Raw genomic sequence first — 18607 nt, 5'->3', positions numbered from 1 at the left:
CCGTTGCCCCCCGTTCAGGTCAGCTCCGGACCGTCATTTGCCGTTCTGTTCCAGAAAGAGATCGACCTGAGCTTCCATCTTTTGCCGTGTTGCCGTGTCAAGTTTCTTGCCGATCGCCGCGCGCGCTTCATCGGCTCGATTGACGCCCAGCTTTTCGGCCAGCACCCCATAATAATAGGCAAGCGGCACATCCGCCTTTCCCGTGAAGCTGCCTTTGTCGTAACCGAAGGCAAGATCGAGGTTGGCCAGTTCAAGGCCGCGATTGGCAGATAACTTGAAAAGGGAAAGCGCTCGATTTCGATCAGCAGGAAGTTTATCGGCGCCTTTCAGGTACAGCCTCGCGGCATAATAGGGGGCGTATTTGTTGCCCATGTCCGTTGCCTTGAGCAGGGTCTCCAAGCCACGTCGAAGGTCCTTTTTGGTGCCCTCTCCGCTGATATAGGCCTGACCCAGATTTGCCATGGCGTCGATCTGGCCAGTGTCGGCCGCCGCGATGTAAAGCGCTACCGCCTGCGAGGCATCCTGCTTTACACCCGTGCCCAGCCTGTAGCAGTCACCCAGCGCCGTGATAGCGTTCGCCCATCCGCTGGAAGCGGCAAGACGATACCAGAGAATGCCTTCTTCTGGCTCCTTCGAGACACCTTGGCCAAGAATATAGGCCGTGCCGACGTTCGTGCGCGCGCGTAGGTTGCCCATTTTTGCGGCCGCCATGTAGTAGGAGAGAGCCTGATCGTAGTCGACCTTCCGGCCGATCCCCATGCGTGCCATATAGCCGAGGTTGACGAGAGCCGCGCTATACTGATGGCCGCCGGCGACTTTGTAGAAATACTCCGCCCAGTTGTATCGACCGGCGATCTCGAGAACGCGCCCAAGCTGATACTGCAGCCGGGGATTGTTCTGGTCTGCTGCAAGCGCAAAGGCGCAGGCCCGCAACGCGTCGCGCACATTGACGAGACCATTACTGACGCCGGGGACTTGTCGCTGCGGATCGTTCGGGTCAGCACCGTAAAGATCGCATTCGGTCACAAGACTGCGCATCCCGCCCGCCGTCTCGGGCAGTAAACTCGGCCACATCCTGAACGTTTCGCTCACCGCTCGCTCGCCCGATTGTTGGAAGACGAACTCCTTGGCCTCGGAGTCGCCTGCGCTCGGCACCTGGCTGGCGATGGATGAGGCGACAAGGCTTTCGCGGATATAGAGCCCGCGTTTCGAAAGGGCAGCAACCTGGACACGGCTCTTTTCTTCCGCCTCGGCCGCGTGCGCGCTTTGGGGAAAGATCTTTGCGAAGCGCTCGAAATCGGCAGGATCTGGACTATCCTTGATGAAGGTCCACAGCACCTCGTCAATATTAACCGGGCTCGAGGTCTCGGTGGGCGGAACGACTGCTTCCGCGTTCAAGATTGCCGCCTGTGGCCGGAACACGAACCGCGTTTCGATCGAGCCGGTGATCCAAGGTATTTGGGCATTGCCGGTCGCTTGCCTGACATCGCCGCGAACCGTTCGAAACGTGTCATAAACATCGAGGTTCGGTCGCTGCAGGGCATTGGCGAGCGCCGACGAATAGGGACTGTTCAGCCCGGTGCCATCATAGGCGACTTCACCGGCGCTCGTTGCATACGCCACCAAGACCTGCCCGCTTCCCGCCTCAGTATCTGCCAGCCCCTGACGAAGGCCTTGGAAATTTGCAGCCGGATTGTTTCGGCATGCATCAAGAATGAAGAGCTTCAGCCCGACAGGATCGTTCTTGACGATATCGATGAGATCATTGAGGACGAGTGCATCGGCGACGACCCGTTGCGCAGAGCTGGTATCGACGTCCACGGGCAATAAGAGATTGCGGCCACTGGCCTGCAAGGCGTGGCCGGCATAGTAGAAGACGGCAATATCGGCACCGACCAGATGCGTCCGAACGGTCTCTTTGAGATCCTTGACCGCCTCTTTCTTCAGGTCGTAAAACAACAGCACATCGAAATTCAATTCGGTCAGGGTATTGGCGATCAGCTTGGCGTCATTCTGGGGATTGCTCAACGGCGCAAAAGGATAGTCACTATTGCCTATGACGATTGCCGCGCGCTTTTCTGCGTGAGCAGGTCCCGCGAAGACTTGACACGCGATCAGCAGGAATAAGCAGACAAAAAAACGTGGGACTCGCCACTGCGCAGATGTGGAAACCATCACTATCGCTCCAATGAGAAGACCATGCCCGAAACCATCGGTGCAAAGCCTGAACCTTGCTTGTCTGCCTGCCACTCCGCGATCGAGAATTTGAAGTGTATTAGCTTCCGGATAATCTCACCAGTCTACCTATTTACACACCAATCGGCAGCCGTTCTGCAATACACAAATCGCAGACCGGCATCGAGCGAACCCCGACGGGCGAAACACAATAGCGGTGGAGGCGAGGACAAGGCTGGCGGACGTTGACGCAACCACAATCCAGCGGCGGCCAAGTCATGCATGAATTTCCTGGGTGCGACAGCCAGCGTTGCAGGATTTTCGAGGGCGTTGGTCGGGGCGATCGCGACAAGGGTGATTGATTTCCGGACTGTCGCAATCGATCCACCGTGCGGCCCGGAGAACGCTTATGAGCCGCCGGCTATTTTTAAAGCGATCTCCATCATCTCCCTCCCAACTCATTTTCGCATTTTGACGGACTATGCCTCTCGAACACCCAGCGCGCTCAGGACGAATGCGATCTGGCCTCTCAGTTCCATGTCGACATCATTCTGGTTTTTTAGGCGTAACTCAACGAGAAGAGGATGCAGAAACGGATTCATTGCGTCGACAACAGCTTGTGCGGTTTCCGCTGAACCATCATTGCTCTGTTTAGATGATGCATTCATCTCGCGGAGGATTTTTGCGAGAATTGCGGTCAATCGTTGAAGATAGAGGCGCGTTACTATCCAGTTGTCCAAATAAGCTGCGACGTAGAGCGCGTGGATATTCGGCGCATGGATAAGATCGTCGCGAACCCGACGATGAAGGACTTGGAGGATTGTAACCAGCCTTGTCGGAGCGGTATCAGGACCGCCGGCTATATGCGTGATCGCCGACAGCGTCTCGTCGGTAAGCCTGGCAAAAACGCCATGGTCTATGGCCGCTCTCGTTGGGAAAAAGCGATAGATGTTCGCCCGGCTCATGTCCAGGTTATCTGCTATATCGGCGACGTTGGTTTTCTTGTGGCCAATACGGCGGATATATGCCTCGGCATGATTGAGAATAAGGTTCCTGATTTTAGCGTCTTCGCCTCGGCGTGACCTCGGGCCATCGCTTGGCATCGCCAAGGTGTCAGAGGCCGCCAACATTTCCCCTCTGCCTATCTTCGCTGCTTTTCAGAACCGAAAAGCTGTTTTGCAACGCCTCGGGCTGAAGCTTGTCCCAGAGCGAGGGTGACCCGTTTAGGCGGGCAAGATCCTCATGGCGCCGTATCCACTGCTCGGCCGAGTTCAATCTGTTGGGATGGATGTCATCAAGAAGCAGGTAGTCGCGTTTGGTGATGTCATGTTTCCACATGTTCCAGAAGCCGGTGAAGTTGTCCCTGAAACTCATCGTGCTCCTATCGGCGGGATCCGCATTGTAGCCGGCTGGCCGATCTGCCGCGTTCTTGAGAGGTCCGCCGAAATACTGATGAACGTCCGTATCGATGTAACCTGCGGGATGTCCCGTCACACGCTCGAACGCCGCAGCGAGTTCGTCGTAACGCACATGTTCGATGGCAACCTCAAGGTCCATTCCGACAGACCGTTCGGTGTTGTCGAAAAGCCAACGGACGTAGTATGCGCAATCTTCGAGTGAGACATGGACAACGGCTCCACGCCCAAGCGGCACCCTCCAGGTAACAACGCCCTCCTCAATTCTGGGCGTCATCGGCGTAAAGGGCGAGAACGCCATCTCCATGTACGGCCCGGTCGTAAAAATCGCTGCGCCCATCCTGTCGGCATTGGCTTTGTTTTGCGACAGAATCCATTCTGCGACGCGCCCCTTGCCGTCATAGTGGCCGGTTCGGAAACGCGAATCATATCCTGACTTTTTCAGCACATAGTCGAGGTTGCCGAAAACGAAGAACCTGACCCCCTCCTCGATCGCGATTTCATAGGTCCTCATCGCGAGATAGGTTTCTGTTTTCTCGCCCGTGTTGAACCCGTCGATATTGACAAAAGCTCCATTGCAAGCACGGAAGCCTTTGCGGAGAACCTCTTCGTCAGCGAATGAACCCTCTATTAAGGAGACATTGCCCATCTCCTCGAGTTGTCTCGCGCGCTCCGACGTACTGTCTCGGGTAAGTGCCAGAACGTCGTATTTGCCGTCAGCGACCAGACCCTTTACCACCGACATTCCTTGTGCTCCGGTGGCACCAATCACGAAAATTCTGCTGGTTTCATATGACATATGGATCTCCTTCAAGTGCTCGATATGCCCCACGACCATGAGAAGATTTTTGCGTGCGTCGTTCGGGCAGTCATGCGGATCGAATCGCAGGTGCGGACGTTGTCAGCGCCCGTCGAAATGCCGGCCGCCCTTCACCGCGTGCGACGTAATTCTTAAGGTTTGGGTTATTCTCGAGGAATTCGGTGCCGCGCAGCGCTCGCAGCACTGTCACCATCAACAGATCCGCGGCACTGAATTCTCCTTCCAGCCAATCAGCATTGCCAAGCTTCGAGGAAAGTTCCCTAAGCCGGGCAGACAGATAGTCGGCGTTGCCTGAAGACATGCAGGGCTCGATCGTGTTCAGCGCCGCAAACATCCACATGACCGCACGCGACCGGGCGTTCGGGTCGAGCGGCAAGAGACCAGGGTACGTATGCGCGATGTGATGGACGATCGCACCGGATTCGAAAAGCACCAGATTCCCGTCCTCATAGGTCGGCATCTGTCCGAAGGGGTGGAGCGCGCGGTATTCAGGACGGCGCATTTCGGAGAAGGCCAGCAATCGTAGCCGATAGGGCTGACCGACTTCTTCCAGCGCCCACCGCACGCGCATATCCCGGTGGAACCCCCGACCGCCATCGGGCGGGGTTTTGAAAATTGATACGATCGGGGTCATGTTGCACCTGTTAGTTCGTGAGCGTGGATCGTTTAGCTGGAGACCGGCGTTGCCGGGCTTGGGGCAGTACTCTGTCCCTTTCGAAGGAGACGGCAGACCTTATGCCCGATAACGTGACGGCCTGCCCTTTGACCCTCCGAAGCGTCAGGGACGCTTCGGAGGGGTCTTTGCATCACTCGGCCGCCAGATGCAGCTTCGGTTCCGGGCGGCTCGCCTCCGGCTGTGCGACGCCATGGTCGGCGTGCATCGTGTTGTCCTCTGTCGGCTTGATCCGGAACCATGCCGCATAGAGAGCAGGAAGGAACAGGAGGATTATCGCGGTGCCGACCGCCGTGCCGCCGATCAGCGTGTAGGCCATCGATCCCCAGAACACCGAATGGGTCAGCGGAATGAAGGCGAGTACCGCTGCAAGCGCCGTTAGGATAACCGGACGGGTTCGTTGCACGGTCGCTTCGATGACAGCGTGATAGTCGTCCAGACCTGCCGCCTGATTCTCCTTGATCTGCTCGGTCAAGATAAGCGTGTTGCGCATCAGGATACCGGCAAGTCCAATCAGACCTAGAATGGCGTTGAAGCCGAAAGGTTGGTTGAAGAGGAGCAAGGCCGGTACTGCGCCGGCAAGGCCAAGCGGCGCCGTCAGTATGACCATGGTCATGGTCGACAGGCTGCGAACCTGAAGAACGATCACGATCAGTGTCGCTGCGATCATCAAGGGGAAGATTTTGGCGAGCGCGACGTTTGCCTTGAGCGATTCCTCGATATTGCCGCCCATTTCAATCCGATAACCGACGGGCAGCGAGGTGATCAATGGCTGCAGGGCCTGCATGACGGCTTGCGACACTTCCGGCGGTTGCGTTGTCTCGCTGATGTCGGACCGGACGGTGATGACCGGCGTGCGGTCACGGCGCTTCATGATCGGCTCTTCGAAGCTGACCTCTGAGTGACCGATCTGATCGAGCGGAATTGCCCTTCCGTCCCTGCTGATCAGCGAGAAGTCCGAGAGCTTCGAGGGATCGAGACGATTGTCGCCGCCGCTGCGCGCAACAACGGGGACGTTGCGGATGTTTTCACGAACCTGGGTTATAGGAACGCCCGTTAGCAGAAGCTGCAACTGTTGGGCGGCTTCGGCAGGCGACAGACCGATGAGATTAAGCCTCTCCTGGTCAGGAATGAAGCGGACGATAGGCGTGCGGTTGCCCCAATCGCGGTTGGACTGGCGAACGTCCGGGACGGTTTTCATGATCGCGAGCGCTTGTTCCGAGATTTGATAGAGCTTCTCGGGATCAGGCCCCATAATGCGAAACTCGACGGGGAACGGTGTGTAAGGGCCGAACACGAGCTGCGTGACGCGAACGGAGGCTTCCGGCGCAAGGCCATCGGCGATGGCTGCACGCAGGCGATGCTTCAGCGCTTCACGACCCTCGGCATCGGGGGTGAGTGTTACGATCTTGGCGAAGGCCGGATCCGGCAGTTCAGGCGCCATTGCAAAGAAGAATCGTGGGGCGCCCTGACCGATATAGCTGGTTACGATCTTCGACTCGGGCTGCTTCTGCAGCCAGCGCTCGAGCTTTTCTACCGTAGCGCTGGTCGTTTCGATACTCGTGCCTTCGGGCAGCCGAACCTCGACCAGCACCTCGGGGCGATCCGACGTCGGGAAGAATTGCTGCTTTACGCTCCCCATTCCCACGACGGAAACACCCATCACCACGACCACGACAGCGCAGGTCATGAACTTATGCCGAACGGCGAACTTGATGACCGCACGAAGACGTTGGTAATTCGGCGTGCCATAGATGGCGCCGTGGCCTCCGGTGACTGGCTTGATGTCGGGAAGCATCTTGACGCCGAGATAGGGTGTGAACACCACGGCGATGATCCAGGATACGATGAGAGCGAAGCCCACGACCCAAAAAATGTTGCCGGCATATTCACCCGCCGTCGATTTCGCAAAACCGACCGGCATCAGGCCGATAATGGTGACAAGCGTGCCTGACAGCATGGGCGCTGCGGTATGGCTCCAGGCATAGGCGGCCGCCTTGATGCGGTCCATGCCCTCTTCCATCTTTACGACCATGACCTCAATAGCGATGATCGCATCGTCTACCAGAAGTCCGAGCGCCAGGATCAGGGCGCCAAGCGTAATGCGATCGAAGAAGCGTCCGGTTTCCAGCATGATCAGGAAGACGACGGCAAGCGTCAGTGGAACGGCAAGTGCCACGACGATACCGACGCGCCAGCCCAGAGCGATCAGACTGACGAACAGCACGACACCGAGCGCCATCGCGAACTTCATCATGAATTCGCCGACAGCTTCCTGGATGTTTACGGCTTGGTCGCTGACCTTCGCCAGGGTCATGCCGAGAGGCAGCGACTGGCTGATCGTCGCAGATCTTTCCTCAAGCGCCTTGCCGAGCTCGAGACCATTCCAGCCCGATTGCATCACGGCAGCCAGCATGATCGCCGGCTCGCCTTCGTGTCGAATGATGTAGGTCGCGGGATCTTCGTAGCCGCGACGGATGTCCGCGATGTCGGAAAGTTTCAGAGTCCGGCCACCGGCCACGATCGGTGTATCTGCGATGGCCTGTATGTTGTTGTAGGCGCCGTCAAACCGGATAAAGACCTGCGGACCGCGTGTATCGATGGAGCCAGCGGGCGTGACAGTGTTCTGGTTTTGGAGGGCCGATGCAATGTCCTGCGCCGACACACCAAGTGTCGCGAGCTTGGCAAAAGAGAATTCGACAAAGATCTGCTCAGGCCGTTCCCCGAGAATGTTGATCTTCTTCACGCCCGGCACATGCAGAAGGTCCTGCCGGATCGTTTCCGCCTGGCGAACCAGGTCACGCATCGGCATGCCCTTGGCTTTCAACGCGTAAAGGGCGAAGCTGACGTCGGAATACTCATCATTGACGAAAGGTCCGAAGACACCAGGCGGCAGGCTCCTCGCCTCGTCGCCCAGTTTCTTGCGCGCCTGGTAAAACTCGCCCTCGACCGCGCTGGCCGGCGTATCGTCTTTGAGTGTGACCGTCAGGAATGCGTAGCCCGGACGAGTGGTTGTTTCCACCCGATCATACCAAGTCAGTTCCTGAAGACGCTTTTCCAGCGGTTCCGCGACGAGATCCTGCATCTCGCGCGCTGTTGCGCCCGGCCAGACACTCGTGACCGTCATTGTCTTAATTGTGAAAGACGGATCCTCTGCGCGCCCGAGGCTCATGAAGGCGTAGACGCCTGCTGCGGCTAAAAGGATGATGAAAAAGAGGGTGACGGCCCGCTCACGGACGGCCAGCGCGGAAAGATTGAAGCTCATCACTTGGCCGCCTCTGCTTTTTCTACACCGGTCCGAATGGTCGCGCCGTCGGTCAGGAGATGCGCGCCAAGTGCAACGACGACTTCGCCCGGCTTCAAGCCAGAAACGATCGCGTCTTCCTCGCCGAGCCGTTCGACGGTCAGTTCCCGGAAGTGAACGGTAGAGGATTTATCGACGACCCAGATGCCCGAACGGTTGCCGTCGTCCAGAAGCGCGCCGATCGGCACCTCGGCATGGGTTTGCGCATCCTTATTGGGTATCTTGATCGTTACCGTTGCGCCCAGAGGCGCTGTCGCCGCACCTCCTTGCAGGACCCAGCGCGTTTCGTAGGTGCGGGTTCGCGTTTCTGCTGAAGCCGAAATCTGGCGAAGCACCGCGTTGTCCTCGGTGTCGCGGCCATAAACGGTGGCTTGTGCGGTCGCGCCGATCTCCGGCCTGAGATTTTCGGGCATCCACACCAGAGCCTCCCGCGCTCCGGCCTGGGCAAGCCGAATGACCGTCTGGCCGGCTGCGACCACCTGTCCGGGTTCGCCCAGCGTTTCGACAATTGTTCCGTCGGCGTCTGCCAGCAGCACCGTATATGTCGCCTCGTTGTCAGCGACATTCGCCTCGGCTTTTGCTGCGGCAAGTTGCGCGGTGGCAGTATCAAGGGCCGCTTTCGCCTTTTCATACTGCTGCGTGGATGCCGCCAGGTTTTTCACCAGTGCGGCGAAACGCTTTTCGTCGGCTTGTGCCTGAACGAATGTTGCCTGTGCCGCCGCAACGGCATTGCGTTTGGCGGTCAGCGCGAGGCGCAGATCTGTTTCATCGATCTTCATCAAGGGCTGTCCGGCTTTCACCTCGTCACCGAGGTTCACCAGCCTTTCGACGATCTTGCCGGGGACACGAAAGCCAAGGTCGCTCTGGACACGGGGCGCGATCGTCCCGGTAAAGCTTCTGGCGACGGTATCCGGCGTCGTTGCCTCTACGACACTCACAAATGGGATAGCGGTCCGGGGATCGGCCGCTGCCGAGACTTTCTCGGTCGGCCAAAAGACAAACGCGGCGGTGGCGGCGCCGGCGATCACGACCGCGGAGGAGAGGAGAAACTTCGTTTTCATGTGATGACCCTTCTTGACGGTCGATTCATCGGAATAGATTGCAACTTAAATCTAAAACGTATATAGATGTCAAATGAAATCTAAAAAGGAGCACTAAATGCGAGTCACTCGAGCCCAGGCCGAAGCAAATCGAGACGCCGTGATCACTGCGGCAAGCCGGCTCTTTCGCGAACATGGTTTTGACGGGATCGGTCTCAAAGACCTGATGAAGGCAGCCGGCCTTACCCAGGGCGGCTTCTATAAGCAGTTCGAATCCAAAGACGATCTCGCGGCGCTCGCATCCCGTCGGGCGATGGAGAGTGCAACACGCCGGTGGTCGTCCGTCGCAGCCTCAAGCTCGGGTCCATTGCGCGCGGTCGTCGGTCTCTACTTGTCGGCCGACCATCACGGGGAAACGGGGGACGGATGCCCGCTCGTCGCACTTGGCTCTGACGCAGCTCGCCAAAGGGCGGAAGTCCGGACACCCTTCCAAGACGGGATCGAGGCTCATCTGCAGGTGCTGGAGGAACTGATGCCGGAAAAAGGCGAGCCCGACGCCAATGAAAAGGCGATGGTGGTGCTGTCCCTGATGGTCGGCGCGGTCACGCTATCAAGGATCATGACGGACGCGGATATGTCGGACCGTCTGCTTCAAGCGGCGGCCAATGAGGTAAAGCGCCTCGCCCCCCTCGACGAAGACTAGGACGCCACCGTTCCAGTCCGGCAACACACAATTTCTCGGAGTTATCATGCGTCGTATAGTCGTCACAGGCATGGGTGCGGTGAGCCCGCTCGGTGCCAATGTCTCAAGCTCCTGGACACGGCTCAAAGCCGGAAAATCCGGGATTCGCCGCCTATCGGACGAGGTTGTCGGTGATCTCCCCGCCAAGATCGGTGGTGTGGTCCCATCCATCGCCGAGGACGCAGAAGCAGGGTTCGATCCTGATCTTGTGCTGCCGCCGAAAGATCAGCGAAAGATCGATCGCTTTATTCTTTTCGCGCTCGCGGCGGCTGACGAAGCACTTGCGCAGGCGCGTTGGAAGCCCATTTCGGAAGAGGACCGCCTTCGAACGGCGACGATCATTGCTTCCGGAATCGGCGGTTTTCCCGCCATCACTGACGCTGTGCGGACTGTCGACCATAAGGGGCCACGACGTTTGTCGCCCTTCACCATCCCGTCGTTTCTGGTCAATCTGGCAGCGGGTCAGGTATCGATACGACATGGGTTGAAGGGTCCCCTTGGAGCACCCGTGACAGCGTGCGCGGCGGGCGTTCAGGCGATTGGTGACGCCGCCAGGCTCATTCGTGCGCACGAAGCCGACATCGCGATCTGCGGCGGGACGGAAGCCTGCATGAATATCGTGAGCCTTGGCGGCTTTGCTGCTGCGCGGTCCTTGTCTGCGGGGTTCAACGACACGCCTGAACTGGCATCGCGACCGTTCGATATACTCCGCGACGGGTTCGTCATGGGCGAAGGCGCAGGCGTGCTGGTCATCGAATCCCTCAGCCATGCCCTTGCGCGCGGTGCCGAGCCTTTGGCCGAATTGGTCGGCTACGGCACGACAGCCGACGCCCACCACATCACGTCCGGTCCTGAGGATGGATCGGGCGCCGCGAGAGCCATGCAAATTGCTATCCAACAGGCCGGTATTTCTCCTCAGGAAATCCAGCACGTGAATGCTCACGCGACCTCCACGCCGGTTGGAGACCGTGGGGAAATCGAGGCCATCAAGTCTGTGTTCGGAAAGGCATCCGGTCTGGCGGTGAGCGGCACGAAATCAGCGACCGGTCATTTGCTCGGTGCTGCCGGTGGATTGGAAGCCGTCTTTGCAATCATGGCTCTGCGCGATCAGATTGCGCCGCCAACACTCAATCTGAATGCACCAGACCCTGCCAGCGACGGAATTGACATCGTCGCCAAAGTGGCCCGGCCGCTGTTCATGGATTACGCGATCACCAATGGCTTCGGGTTCGGCGGCGTGAATGCGAGTGCGCTGTTTAAGCGCTGGCCTGCAAAAGCGGCATAGGCCTCCACAAGCAATTCCGAACGAGGATAGGACGGATTATAATGATGCACCCCCTACAGAAACCGGCAGGTTGGAAGCCGAAGATTGCCGTGATCGGTGTCGGCGGCGGCGGCGGAAACGCAGTCGACAACATGATCACGCAGGAATTATCCGGAGTCGATTTTCTGGTTGCCAACACCGATGCTCAGGCGCTCGTTAAGTCCAAGGCGCCGCAGGTCGTGCAACTTGGCCTGAAGGTTACCGAGGGTCTGGGCGCCGGCTCGCTCCCGGTAATCGGTCGTGCCGCTGCGGAAGAGTCGATCCGCGAGATCATGGAACATCTCGCCGGTTATCATATGTGCTTTATCGCCGCTGGCATGGGCGGTGGCACAGGGACCGGGGCAGCGCCGGTTATTGCCCGCGCCGCACGGCAGGCCGGCATTCTCACCGTCGCCATTGTCACGGAGCCTTTCGTGTTCGAAGGCTCGCACCGCATGCGCCAGGCGAAAGAAGGCATCGAACAGCTCCTCGAAGTCGCCGATACCGTCATCGTTGTCCCAAACCAGAGCCTCTTTCGGCTTTCGGACCCGCATACGACGCTTGCGGCGGCCTTTGCTTCGGCCGACGCCGTGCTCTATGCAGGCGTCAGTTCGATCGTCGAACTGATCCTGAAGGAAGGACTGGTCAATCTCGATTTCGCCGATGTGAAAGCGATCATGGGGGACATGGGCATGGCGGTCATGGGAACAGGAGAAGCTGCGGGCCCAGGCAGAGCGACCGCGGCCGCGAAAGCAGCCCTGGAGAATCCGCTGTTTGGTGACGCGATACTCAGGGACGCAAAAGGGGTTCTCGTCTCGATCTCTGCTGGTCGAGATCTCACCCTGTTCGAAGTCGATGATGCAGCCGGCCGTATCCGCGAAGAAGTCGATGGGAATGCCGAGATCATCTTCGGCGCAAGCCTCGACGAAAGCCTCGGCGACCGGATGCGGGTGTCGCTCATCGCAACCGGGATTGGACTGGCAGCCCGCGCGCCGCTGCTTGTCGACCGTGTCGCCTGACGTTCATGTGCAGGGTCGGTCGATTTCTAAAGGCAACGCGCTCCTGAACATCTCAACTCACTGCTCGCAGCGGCGCGCGAGAGCGCCTGGCTCGGGCTGACAACGCGGCGCTACCAGTCAGACGACGTCGATTTTGACGGCTATATCTCGCGACGAAGCGATAATCGTCAGTCGCTGCCAGTCAGAGACCTCCAAGGGACACGTATTTCAGTTCAAGAAAGCCCTCAATCCCGTATTTCGATCCTTCGCGCCCGGTGCCGGACTGCTTGATGCCGCCAAAGGGAGCCATTTCGTTGGCGATCATGCCGGTGTTGACACCCACCATGCCAGCCTCGAGCGCTTCCGCGACACGCCAAATGCGGGCCATGTCCTTTGCGTAAAAATAGGAGGCAAGGCCGAATTCGCTATCATTGGCCATGGCGATGACGTCGTCCTCGTCATTGAACGAAATGATTGGCGCCAGCGGCGCAAAGGTTTCCTCCTTTGCCACCTTCATTGCCTGCGTCACGCCGGTGACGACCGTCGGCTCGAAGAACGTGCCCCCGAGCGCGCTGCGTTTGCCGCCGGAAAGCACGACCCCGCCTCTTGCGACCACATCGGCGACATGCTCTTCCATTTTCGCCACAGCCTTCTCATCGATCAGCGGCCCTTGGCTGACGCCGGCTTCGGTACCGCGACCGAGCGAAAGTCCCGAAACCTTGGCAAGAAGCTTTTCGGTGAAAGCCGCAGCGACGCTCTCCTGTACGTAGATGCGGTTGGCGCAGACGCAGGTCTGGCCGGCATTGCGGAACTTGGAGATCATCGCGCCTTCGACGGCGGCATCGAGGTCCGCGTCGTCGAATACGATGAAGGGCGCGTTGCCCCCCAGCTCCAGCGACAGGCGCTTGATGCCGTCGGCCGCCTCCTTCATCAGCCAGCGGCCGACTCCGGTCGAACCGGTAAAGGTGATTTTGGCAATTTTCGGATTGTGGCAGAACTCAAGACCGATTGGCTTGGCCTCCCCTGTCACGACCGAGAACACCCCCTTCGGCACGCCGGCGCGCTCGGCCAGAAGGGCAAGTGCCAGCGCCGATAGCGGCGTCTGCGAAGCGGGCTTCAGGATCATGCTGCAGCCGGCAGCAAGGGCCGGGCCTGCCTTGCGGGTGATCATGCCGTTCGGAAAATTCCACGGCGTGATCGCCGCGCAGACGCCGACCGGTTGCTTCAGGACCATGATGCGCTGACCGGCATTGGGACCGGGAATGATATCGCCGTCGATGCGCTTTGCCTCCTCCGCGAACCATTCGAGATAGGCGGCATTGGAGACGACCTCACCCTTCGCCTCCGCCAGCGGCTTGCCCTGCTCGGTCGTCAGGATCAGCGCCAGATCGTCGGCATTTTCGATGATGAGATCGTACCAGCGCTTGAGCACCTGCGCCCGTTCCTTGGCCGTCCGCCTTGCCCAGAGCTTCTGGGCGGCGGCAGCGGCATCGATCGCTTCGGCGACAACCGCCTGGCCGAGATCCGGCACATTGGCAATCAACGCCCCGTCGAAGGGGTCGGTGACCGCAATCGACCTGCCGTCGGGTGCGGCGATCCACGCGCCGTCGACAAAAGCCTTATCTATGAGAAGCGTGGGGTCCTTGAGGGCAAGCGTGCGATGCTCGGTCATGATGCATGATCTCCTATGATCTTCAAAAGAGCGGGAACGGCCAGCGACAGGCCGGACAAGAAAAGCAGGCCGAAGGCGATGCGGCGAATGGACAGGACGGACAGGGGCGGCGGCCACCTTTTCGCAACCGAGGTCATGATCATCACGGCCGGAATGCAGAGCAGCCCCCACCAGAAGCCGCTGTGCGGTATCTCGCCGGCAGCCGCGACCATGGACAGCCGAATGACGGCATTGACGGCAAAGACCGCTACCAGCGTTTCGCGGATGCTGACGGCCGGCAGCGGCTGCCGGTAGAGATGATAGACCAGCGGCGGGCCGGCGGTGGAAAACAGGCCGCCCATCAGGCCGGCAATCGCACCGAATAACGCGAAAGATACCGTCGATGACCGCGCCGCCAGCGGCTGGGGCTTCAGCGCAAGCTGCAGGCTGGAGGCAATGATGACGATACCGAGCACAAGTTTCAGCCAATCGATGGACCTCGAAACCATCAAGCCCAGCAGCCAGTATCCGGCGGCAAGGGCGGCAAGGCTGGAGATGACGACCGGCCAGAATTCCGCCCAGGCGATGTCGCGCCAGCCGCGTGCCAGAACCTGCGCCGCATTGACGAGCACCATGCAGCCGACGAGCACCGCGGCCTCCGGCAGCGGCATCAGCCCGGAAAGCCCGATGCCGCCCATCATGATCAGGCCGAGGGCAAAACCCGTCAGGGTCTGCATGTAGGCGGCAAGGCCCGCCAGTACCAGAAGCCCCGCAAGACCGGCAACACTCACGGTCACAGGCCTCGAAGACCGGAAAACAGCGCTTCATTGGCGCAACCGGCGCGATAGAAGACGGGCGGCTGGCCCAGCGGCGCGGCGATCTGCACCTTCTCGCCGCCGGCAAAGGTTTCACCGGTCCAGGCGTGAACCCACCGCTCGCCCTGCGGCAGATAGACGACACGATCTGCCTGCGCCGCCTCCCAGATCGGCGCGACCAGCATGTCAGGGCCGTAGAGGTAGCTGTCCTGGATCGCGTAGGTCTCGCGATCGTCCTGGTAATGCAGGAAGAGCGGCCGCTGCACCGGCAGCCCCCGCGCAACCGCCTCACCGGACAGGGATTTGAGATAGGGCGCAAGATGCCTGTAGATCCGCGTCATCCGGGCGAAATGCGACAGCACCTGTGGATCCTGATCGATCTGGACGTTTTCGCGCGGACGATTTCCCTCGTGGCTGCGCATGACGGGCGTGAATGCAGCCATTTCGGCCCAGCGCATCAAAAGCTCCGGCGTGCGGACATTGCCGAAGAGGCTGGTGTAGCCGCCGATGTCGGAGTGGTGATAGGCATTGCCGAGCAGGCCGGAAGACAGTGCCGCACAGATAACCGTGACCAACCCGTCGTGACGGGAGAAATCGACCGACTGGTCGCCGCCCCACAGCAACGGGCAATGTTTCTGGACGCCGGTGAAGCCGGCGCGCATGAAGAACAGCGCCTCGCCGGTCTGGCTGCGGCTGGAAACCGCCTTGGCGTTGACCTCGGCCCAGAGCGTCGGCCACTGATTGTGCATCAGCTTGGCATCGATGCCGTTTGAGAGGTGGACATCGATCGGCAGATATTCGCCGAAATCGGCCATCCAGCCGGAGAGGCCGTAGTCGAGCATCTTCTTGCCGATGATGTCCTCGGCAAACCATTCCGCCGCGGCCGGATTGGTGAAATCCACGACGCCGCAATCGAACTCGCCGAAATCAACGAGCGCGGTCGTGCCGGCTGCATCCGTAGCAAAATAGCCGGCTTTTTCGGCGATCTCGAACAAGGGTCCATCGACACAGAGATAGGGGTTGACGTAGCCCAGGAACCGGATGCCGTCATCCTTGAGTTCGGCGATCCTCCGGCGCAGGCCCGGATAACGCTCCTCGTTGACTTGCCAGTCCCAGAAAAGACGCGCGCCGAAAGAGGTTTTACGCAGGCCGACCCAGTCCTCGCACCACAGAGCCGACACCTCGACACCCGCGTCGCGCATCGACTGCAGGCGCCGGAAAGAATTTTCCCCGTCCTTCAGACCGATGATCGCGCCGTTATACACCCATTCGGGAAGCGGCGGTTGGCGGCCGAAGCGGTCCGACAGCAGCTCGACCAGTTCGACGAATGTCGGAGCGGCAAAGAACTCGATCCGCTCCGGGATCGCCCAGACCTCGATCTCGTGAAAGGCCTTGCGGCGGAAATCGAAGACGGAATAGGCTGACGTCTCCACATGCATGGCGTAAAGCGCCGAGGAAACATAGGTCGGCTGCGGGTAGTTGGTGTTGAAATAGTCACCGCCTGCCCTGTCCTTGACGTTCGATTTGAACGTGATCTCGCTGGTCTGGTCACGGCCAACGCCGGGCTCGGACGTCCAGAGTGGAAAGCGGCGGCCGCGCATATCGAAATAGGACATCTGCTCGCCCCCGCCCCAGACATGTTCATCGTGATCGGCGGGAATTCGGATCCAGAGGCGATTGATGAGGGGATCGGACGCTTCAAATTCGATCGCTCCGTTCTCGATCGTCAACACCAGCCGTGGCTTCTGGCCCGACCGTTCCGATAGGGCGATCCGGTTTCCGTCGATCTCGGCATGCGCCAGTCGGCCGCGCTCAATGACATAGTCCTCGATCTCGAAGTTGCCGCGATACATATCCATGCGCTCCTCGCCGATGCCGGCAAAGATGCAAGGCGCACTCGTGCTGTGATCGAGGATCGTCCGACCATTGATGGACACGGTAAATCCGGTTTCCGTCTTTTCGAGTTTCATCGCCATGTCTTTCAGATCTTGCATCGTCTTGGTCGGTTGTCGGTCAGTTCTGGGTCAGGCCGGCATCGACGACGAAATTGGCGCCTGTGCAGCCGCCGCTTTCGTCGGAGCCGAGAAACAGCGCCATGCGCGCCACATGGCTTGCATCCAGCCTGAATTTCAGCGCCTGCAGTTCGATGAACTGCTGGTTCTGCTCCGGCGAGGTCCACAGCTTCAGCTGCCGCTCGGTGACAACAGCGCCGGGCACGATGCAATTGACGCGGATTCCGGAAGGGCCGAGTTCGCGGGCAAGCGTCTTTGTCATGCCGTTGATCGCGGCCTTCGCGGTCGTATAGCCGACCATGCCCGGACGCCCGCGCATCCAGGAAATCGAGCCGAGCATGATGATCGATCCCGCCCCCTTTTCCGCCATGCGCGAGCTGACCGCCTGGGTGGCGAAGAACTGGTGATCGAGATTGAGCGACAGCGCCCTGCGCCAGCTATCCGGCTCGACATCGCTCATCGCATGACGATCATCCTTGCCGGCATTGTTGACCAGGGTAGCGATGCCGCCACACGCCTGCTCGATCTCGGCGATGGCAACCCGCAGTGCCGCGATATCGGCGATATCGCATAGGGAAAAGGCAGCACCTGTTTCGGCGGCGAGCTTTGTCCCTTCGACCGCGTCGATATCGATGAAGGAGACATTTGCGCCCTGCGCCGCAAAAGCCCTGACCATTTCCGCGCCGATCCCCGACGCGCCGCCGGTGATCAGCACCGCGCGGCCTTCAAGAGATGCATAACGAACGCTGTCATAGGTGGATGGCATGGATCAGACTTCCGGGTTGAAGAGAGGTTTTTGCAGCCCGGCGACATCGGCGCGCATGGCAAAGAGGCCGCCGGACAGCGGGAATGCTTCAAGCTCTGCCTCGGAGCGGCCGACGCTGGCGCTGGTGCAAAAGAGGGTGCGCATGTCCGCACCGCCGAAGCTGACCATTGTCGGGCATCTGACGGGAACAGGATATTCGGCCAGCAGCGCGCCGTCCGGGCTGTAGCGCTGCACCCGGCCGCCCTCGAACAGGGCCGTCCAGTAGCAGCCTTCGAGATCGACCGCGCCGCCATCCGGGCGGCCCTTGTCCGTTTCGCTGCCGAACCGGCTAAAGACCTGACGGTTGGATGCGGTGCCGGTTTCCGGGGCGTAATCATAGGCGTAGAGCGTGTAGCGCAGCGTATCGGCGTGATAGAGCCGGCGTCCGTCCGGTGAGAAAGCGACGCCGTTCGAGGTCAGGAGACCATCGGCCAGTCGCGCCAATCCGTTACGGTCGTACCGGTAAAGTCCGGCAATTCCCTTTTCGCGGCTTTCATCCACCGTTCCGGCAACGAACCGGCCCATCGGATCGACCATGCCGTCATTGAAGCGGCTGATCGTCTGGTCCTCAGGATTGTCGGCGAGCCGGCGAACCGGCCTGCCGTCCGCATCCAGCAGCCAGATTCCCGACCGCAACCCCGCCACGAAACCGCCCCCTGCCGCGAGGCCGATGCAGCCGACTTCTTCCGAAAGCTCAAGCGTCGTCAGGCCGCCCGTCGGCGGGTCGAAGCGATGGATGCGGCAGCGCTTGATATCGACAAAATAGAGCACCTGCTCGGCAACCGACCACAGAGGGCATTCGCCGAGCGACGCTTTTGCATCGAGAACGAGGTCGAAGCCTGTGCGCACGAAAC

At 59.9% G+C, this 18607-nt stretch carries 14 protein-coding genes; 3 read left to right on the top strand and 11 right to left on the bottom strand.

The annotated features are described in order from the left end of the window. Positions 1 to 33: 33 nt before the first annotated feature. From CO655_RS10320 to CO655_RS10295, 6 genes are all read right to left on the bottom strand, one after another. Positions 34 to 2175, bottom strand: a complete 2142-nt coding sequence (locus CO655_RS10320; RefSeq protein ID WP_097607451.1) for a caspase family protein — start codon at positions 2173 to 2175, stop codon at positions 34 to 36. 479 nt (positions 2176 to 2654) lie between these two features. After that, the gene (locus CO655_RS10315; protein ID WP_097664587.1) at positions 2655 to 3305 is read right to left on the bottom strand and encodes a TetR family transcriptional regulator; all 651 of its coding nucleotides are present in this window, start codon (positions 3303 to 3305) and stop codon (positions 2655 to 2657) included. Continuing rightward, on the bottom strand, positions 3289 to 4389 hold the full coding sequence (locus tag CO655_RS10310; RefSeq protein WP_097664677.1) for an NmrA family NAD(P)-binding protein: 1101 nt from the start codon (positions 4387 to 4389) through the stop codon (positions 3289 to 3291). Before CO655_RS10310 ends, CO655_RS10315 begins: the two co-directional genes overlap by 17 nt. Before the next feature lie 70 nt (positions 4390 to 4459). Continuing rightward, a complete protein-coding gene (locus CO655_RS10305) occupies positions 4460 to 5044 on the bottom strand; it encodes a glutathione S-transferase family protein (RefSeq protein ID WP_097664586.1) in 585 nt (194 codons plus the stop codon). Positions 5045 to 5216: 172 nt separating this feature from the next. After that, on the bottom strand, positions 5217 to 8348 hold the full coding sequence (locus tag CO655_RS10300; RefSeq protein WP_097607448.1) for an efflux RND transporter permease subunit: 3132 nt from the start codon (positions 8346 to 8348) through the stop codon (positions 5217 to 5219). After that, the gene (locus tag CO655_RS10295) at positions 8348 to 9448 is read right to left on the bottom strand and encodes an efflux RND transporter periplasmic adaptor subunit (protein WP_097664584.1); all 1101 of its coding nucleotides are present in this window, start codon (positions 9446 to 9448) and stop codon (positions 8348 to 8350) included. The genes CO655_RS10300 and CO655_RS10295 overlap by 1 nt, the downstream gene beginning before the upstream one ends. A 97-nt stretch (positions 9449 to 9545) precedes the next feature. On the opposite strand from CO655_RS10295, the gene CO655_RS10290 reads away from it, so the two are divergent. Genes CO655_RS10290 through ftsZ form a run of 3 tightly spaced genes read left to right on the top strand, consistent with a single transcriptional unit; the run spans position 9546 to position 12491 of the window. Next, positions 9546 to 10130: a TetR/AcrR family transcriptional regulator gene (locus tag CO655_RS10290; protein WP_097607446.1), complete on the top strand. Its 585-nt coding sequence runs from the start codon at positions 9546 to 9548 to the stop codon at positions 10128 to 10130. Positions 10131 to 10176: 46 nt separating this feature from the next. Continuing rightward, complete coding sequence (gene fabF / locus CO655_RS10285) at positions 10177 to 11454, top strand: beta-ketoacyl-ACP synthase II (RefSeq protein ID WP_097664583.1); 1278 nt, start codon at positions 10177 to 10179, stop codon at positions 11452 to 11454. Positions 11455 to 11498: 44 nt separating this feature from the next. Continuing rightward, positions 11499 to 12491, top strand: coding sequence for a cell division protein FtsZ (gene ftsZ, locus CO655_RS10280; RefSeq protein WP_245423782.1), 993 nt, complete (start codon positions 11499 to 11501; stop codon positions 12489 to 12491). Between the two features lie 181 nt (positions 12492 to 12672). Here ftsZ and CO655_RS10275 read toward each other — a convergent pair whose 3' ends face one another. From CO655_RS10275 to CO655_RS10255, 5 genes are read right to left on the bottom strand one after another with little or no spacing between them, the layout of a single operon-like run. Next, positions 12673 to 14142 carry an NAD-dependent succinate-semialdehyde dehydrogenase gene (locus CO655_RS10275; protein ID WP_097664581.1) on the bottom strand — a complete coding sequence of 490 codons (1470 nt, stop codon included), beginning with the start codon at positions 14140 to 14142 and terminating at the stop codon, positions 12673 to 12675. Further along, positions 14139 to 14912, bottom strand: a complete 774-nt coding sequence (locus tag CO655_RS10270) for a sulfite exporter TauE/SafE family protein (RefSeq protein WP_097664676.1) — start codon at positions 14910 to 14912, stop codon at positions 14139 to 14141. The genes CO655_RS10275 and CO655_RS10270 overlap by 4 nt, the downstream gene beginning before the upstream one ends. Before the next feature lie 2 nt (positions 14913 to 14914). Beyond that, complete coding sequence (locus CO655_RS10265; protein ID WP_280953065.1) at positions 14915 to 16930, bottom strand: alpha-glucosidase; 2016 nt, start codon at positions 16928 to 16930, stop codon at positions 14915 to 14917. 19 nt (positions 16931 to 16949) lie between these two features. Further along, positions 16950 to 17714, bottom strand: coding sequence for an SDR family oxidoreductase (locus CO655_RS10260; protein ID WP_097607442.1), 765 nt, complete (start codon positions 17712 to 17714; stop codon positions 16950 to 16952). A 3-nt stretch (positions 17715 to 17717) separates the two neighbouring features. Further along, positions 17718 to 18602: an SMP-30/gluconolactonase/LRE family protein gene (locus CO655_RS10255; protein WP_097664578.1), complete on the bottom strand. Its 885-nt coding sequence runs from the start codon at positions 18600 to 18602 to the stop codon at positions 17718 to 17720. Positions 18603 to 18607 lie beyond the last annotated feature (5 nt).

It is taken from the genome of Rhizobium sp. M1 (assembly GCF_002531805.1).
Classification (GTDB): Bacteria; Pseudomonadota; Alphaproteobacteria; order Rhizobiales; family Rhizobiaceae; genus Rhizobium; species Rhizobium etli_C.
Note: the sequence above shows the minus strand (reverse complement) of the source record. Positions and strands in the feature narration are given on the sequence as shown.